The 4673-nt window shown below is 72.3% G+C and carries 4 protein-coding genes; 3 read left to right on the top strand and 1 reads right to left on the bottom strand.

Features of this window, described 5'->3' with window-relative positions:
- The coding region (locus B8460_RS11445; RefSeq protein ID WP_048861730.1) for an AMP-binding protein at window positions 1–1109 on the bottom strand (1109 nt) is incomplete at its 3' end.
- Between the two features lie 42 nt (window positions 1110–1151).
- Between B8460_RS11445 and B8460_RS11440 the strand changes: the two genes are divergently transcribed.
- From B8460_RS11440 to B8460_RS11430, 3 genes are all read left to right on the top strand, one after another.
- A complete protein-coding gene (locus B8460_RS11440) occupies window positions 1152–2504 on the top strand; it encodes a J domain-containing protein (protein ID WP_048861729.1) in 1353 nt (450 codons plus the stop codon).
- 13 nt (window positions 2505–2517) lie between these two features.
- Entirely contained in the window at window positions 2518–3687 is a 1170-nt protein-coding gene (locus tag B8460_RS11435) for a hypothetical protein (RefSeq protein ID WP_148360550.1), read from the top strand.
- Between the two features lie 55 nt (window positions 3688–3742).
- A partial coding sequence (locus B8460_RS11430) for a bifunctional heptose 7-phosphate kinase/heptose 1-phosphate adenyltransferase (protein ID WP_048861727.1) occupies window positions 3743–4673 on the top strand: 931 nt, incomplete at its 3' end.

Here is a 4673-nt window from a genome sequence, read left to right as displayed (position 1 = left end):
ACGATCTGATAGTGACCGCTCAGCCGCGGATCGGTCAGGACCAGCTCTTCCACCTGCGTCGGGAACAGGTTGACCCCGCGCACGATCAGCATGTCGTCCGACCGGCCGGTGATCTTCTGCATCCGCCGCATGCTCCGCGCGGTCCCCGGCAGCAGGCGCGTCAGGTCGCGGGTGCGATAGCGCACGACCGGCAGCGCCTCCTTGGTCAGCGAGGTGAACACCAGCTCGCCCGCGGCGCCGTCCGGCAGCACCGCGCCGGTCTGCGGGTCGATGATCTCCGGGTAGAAATGGTCCTCCCAGACATGCAGCCCGTCCTTGGTCTCCCGGCATTCCATGGCGACGCCCGGCCCCATCACCTCCGACAGGCCATAGATGTCCACGGCGTCCATGCCGAACGCGCCCTCGATCTCGGCCCGCATCGCCTCGGTCCACGGCTCGGCGCCGAAGATGCCGACCTGCAGCCCGCTCGCGCGCGGGTCGCAGCCGGCGGCGCGGAACGCGTCCAGGAGCGCCAGCATGTAGCTTGGCGTCACCATGATGATCTCCGGCGCGAAGTCGCGGATCAGCTGCACCTGCCGCTCGGTCTGCCCGCCGCTGACCGGGATCACCGTGCAGCCAAGCCGTTCCGCCCCGTAATGGGCGCCGAGGCCGCCGGTGAACAGCCCGTAGCCATACGCCACGTGCACGCGCATCCCGGGCCGCCCGCCGGCGGCGTAAATGGAGCGGGCGACGAGGCCGGCCCAGGCGTCGATGTCGCCCTGCGTGTAGCCGACCACGGTCGGGCGGCCGGTGGTACCGGACGAGGCATGCAGGCGCACGATCCGCTCGCGCGGCTCGGCGAACAGGCCGAACGGGTAGGTGGCGCGGAAATCCGCCTTGGTCAGGAAGGGGAACCTCGCCAGGTCCTCCAGCCGCCGGAAATCGTCCGGGTGGACCCCGGCCGCGTCGAACGCCGCGCGGTAATGCGGCACCCGCTCATAGGCGCGCCGCAGCGTCCAGCGCAGCCGCTCGGTCTGCAGGGCGGCGATCTCGTCGCGCGAGGCCGTCTCGATCGCATCGAGCCCGGCCTGCCCCGGCCTGGCCGCGCCGCCGCCTGTTCCTGAACCCATCGTCTCCCTCGCCGGTCTTGTTGGCGCTATCATGCCGCCGGCATGACCGACCCAAAAGGCTATTACGCCACGCTCGGGGTGGACCCCGACGCCTCCGCGGCGCTGATCCATGCGGCGTTTCGCAGCAAGGCGAAGCAGCTGCACCCGGACGTCCCGGTCACCGGCAACGCGGGCGCCTTCATGCGGGTCAAGGAGGCCTACGAGGTACTCTCCAACGGGCTGACCCGCAATGAGTACGACCGCCTCGCCCATGACGAGACGCTCCGGCGCGCCCGCTGGGCGGCCGACACCCCGTCCGGCCGGAACGGCGGGAGCGGTCCGGACGGGAGGGCGGCGGGTGGGTCGGCGGGCGGCTACGGTCCGGCTTTCGGCGGCGCGTTCGGCGATGGCGGCGCGTTCGCCGGCATGGGCGGCGCGGGACGGGGCGGCCCGGGATCGGACGGGACGGCATCCGAGAGCGGCTGGGGCGAGCCGGGAAGGCCCTCTCCCTGGCCCTCGGCGCCGCCCAGTTTCGACGATATCAGCGAGCTGTCGGACGTGCTGGAGCCGGTTCACGTCACGCCCAGCTCTTTCGTGATGCCGGTGCGCCTGCCCGTCCTGATGGCGGCCGTGCTGGCGGTGGTGGTGCTCGGCGGGATCGGCGGCGCGGTCTGGCAGCTGACACGCCCGATCACCCGACACGACACGGATATCCGGGCGGCGATGACCGGGACGCTGCCCGACAGCCCGCCGGCCGCCGATCCCGGACCGCCGCTGACCGGCACGCCCGGCTCGCCCGTCTATGTTCTGCCCGTCGCCGGTGCCGCGACGCTGTGGGACTATGATCGCGAGGATCGCCATTTCCGGCCGCAGATGCGCCTTGCGCCCTTCACCGCGCTGTCGCTGCTGCGGCTGGTCTCGCACGGGGCGCTGGCCGAGGTGCGGCTGCCCGACGACCGGGTGGGCTATGTCTATCCGCATCTGCTCGCCCCGGGCGACGCGCGCGAGGCGACGCGGCAGCGCTGCATCTACGACGCGGGCCCGACGCCGCGATCCGGCGAGCGCCTCGATCCGCGGCCGCTGCCGCCGGCCGCCCCGGCGAACGTCAAGGACCCCGGCCCGGACCGCGTGCTGGTCACCAACACGGCCGACTCGCCCGCCGTCTTCGTGCTGCAGGCGGCCGACGGCATCGCCGCGATCTATGTCGGGGCGCATGCCGAGGCGACGATCGCGGGCCTGCCGCCGCAGCGCTGGCGGATTGCCTATGCGATCGGCGATTTGTGGAGCAGAAGATGCTTCCGCTTCATGGCCGGCGAGCGGGCGCAGCGCCTGCCGGACGGCCCGCTCGCCCCAGCCTATGTCCTGCCATCGCCAGCAGGCATCGATATTCCAGACGACGTTTTCAAGCATAAGTGACCGGACGGCGATGATGTCTGCGCGACGCGCACAGGCTATCCGCTTCGGCGGCGACGGCAACGACCGGCATTACCTGGGCAGCGGATGGTCGGGCGACGAGCCGGGCTATCGCTGGATGGTGGGCGACCGGTCCGAGCTTTGGCTCGAGCACCCGGGACCGGGCACGGCCTATGTCCTCGACCTGACGGTCGAACCGTTCACCCGCCCCCCGGAACTGCCTTACCAGCGCCTCGTGCTGCGGGCACGCGGTCGTGAGGTGCTGCGCGCGGCCCTCGATCAGGTCGGCAGCTTCGGCTGCACCATCCCGGCCGAGGCGCTCGCCGGTGACGGACCCGTCCGGCTGGAACTTGAGCATCCCGACGCCCGCGCCCCGGCCTCGTTCGGCGCGCACGGCGACGACCGGCCGCTCGCCTTCTCCGCCCGCCGGTTGCACCTGATCCCCGTGGACGGCGCGGTCGCCGGCACGGTGCGTGGCCACGGCGGCCTGCACCCGTCGGACGTCGCGGCGCAGGCCGGCATCCCCGCGTCCGAACTGGCGACGCGGTTTGAAAGCCTCGGCGACAACTGCGAATTCGGGCTGGTGCAGCGGCGGTGCGGCGTGGAAGTGCTGAGCCTGCTGCGGTTCACCTATATCGCCATACCGCTGCTGCTGCGCGGGCTGGAGGAGCGGTTCGCGCCGATCGGCGATCCGGCGGGGCTGCACGTCACCCTCGACAACCGCGGCAGCGCCGCCGAGCCGCGCGAATACATCGTCCGCGACGCCTCCTATGACCTGACGTACCACACGTGGCAGCTCGAGCATGAAACCGACGCCGCGACGCTCGCGGCCAAGCAGCCGGCGCGGCAGCGCTTCCTCGCGCGCAAGCTGCTGGGCGACCTGGAGGACGGGGAAAAGATCTTCGTCCTTCGCCGCAATCCGCCGCCGCGCCTGCCCGAGGCGCTCGCCGTCTATGCCGCGATCAACCGCATCGCCCGCAACCGGCTGCTGTTCATCGACCTGCCCCGTGACCAGCAGCCGCCGGGCACGGTGGAGGAGATCATCCCCGGGCTGTATCGCGGCACGATCGACCGGCTGGCGCCGGACGAGAACGCCCACGACATGTCATTCGAGTGCTGGATGGAAATCCTCGCCAACACCTGGCGCCTCGCACGATCGGCCGCGACGGACGCGGCCGGGACCTGACACGGACGCGGCCGGCGGGCTATAGGCGGACCTCATGCCGAGGCCGGAGCACAGGATGGATCAGCCCGAGGCCGCCCCACGCCACACGCTCAGCCAGGACATCGCCCACGCGGCGGGCCGCACCGTCCTCGTGCTGGGCGACATCATGTTCGACCGCTACGTCACCGGGCAGGTGCGGCGCATCTCGCCCGAGGCACCGATTCCGGTGCTGCGCTATGCCGCCTCCCGCGTCGTGCTGGGCGGCGCGGGCAATGTCGCGAACAACGTCGCGGCGCTCGGCGCGCGCGCGATCCTGATCGGAACCGTGGGCGACGATGCGTTCGGGCGCGACCCCGCCGGCAACGGCGTGGCGATCCCGCCCACCGTCGATCTGCGCCCCGTCGTCCTCGCGGGACGGCCGAGCACGATCAAGACGCGGTTCATGACCGGCTCGCACCAGCTGCTGCGCCTCGATGAGGAGTCGACCGACCCGTTCGACGACGCCGCGACCGACGCCCTGCTGGCCGCCTATGACACGGCGCTCGCCGAGTCGGACGTCGTCGTGCTGTCCGACTATGCGAAGGGCGTGCTGTGCGACCGGGTGCTCGCCCACGCGATCGCGCACGCCCGCGCCGCCGGACGCCCGGTCATCGCCGACCCGAAGCGCCCGCGCTTCGACGCCTATCGCCGGGTGAGCGTGATCACCCCGAACGAGCACGAGATCGCGCAGGCGACCGGCATCATCGTGCACGACGACGCGGCGGCGGTGGCGGCGGGACAGGCGGCGATCGCCGCGAGCGACGCCGAGGCGATCCTCGTCACGCGGTCCGAACGCGGGCTGACACTGGTGCGCGGCGACGCGCCGCCGGTGCACCTGCCGACCGAGGCGCGCGCCGTGGCCGACGTCTCCGGCGCCGGCGACACGCTGGTCGCGACCTTCGCGGTGCTGCTCGCGGCCGGCGCCGACATGGTCGACGCCGCCGTGGCCGCCAACGCCGCGGCGGGCG

The organism is Acidisphaera rubrifaciens HS-AP3 (assembly GCF_000964365.1).
GTDB classification, from domain to species: Bacteria; Pseudomonadota; Alphaproteobacteria; order Acetobacterales; family Acetobacteraceae; genus Acidisphaera; species Acidisphaera rubrifaciens.
This window is presented reverse-complemented; position numbering and strand designations above follow the sequence as displayed.

Bases quoted from the DNA above. Each gene is read 5' to 3' on its own strand.
- B8460_RS11440 (WP_048861729.1), top strand. From the start codon at position 1,152: ATGACCGACCCAAAAGGCTATTACGCCACGCTCGGGGTGGACCCCGAC.
- B8460_RS11435 (WP_148360550.1), top strand. From the start codon at position 2,518: ATGTCTGCGCGACGCGCACAGGCTATCCGCTTCGGCGGCGACGGCAAC.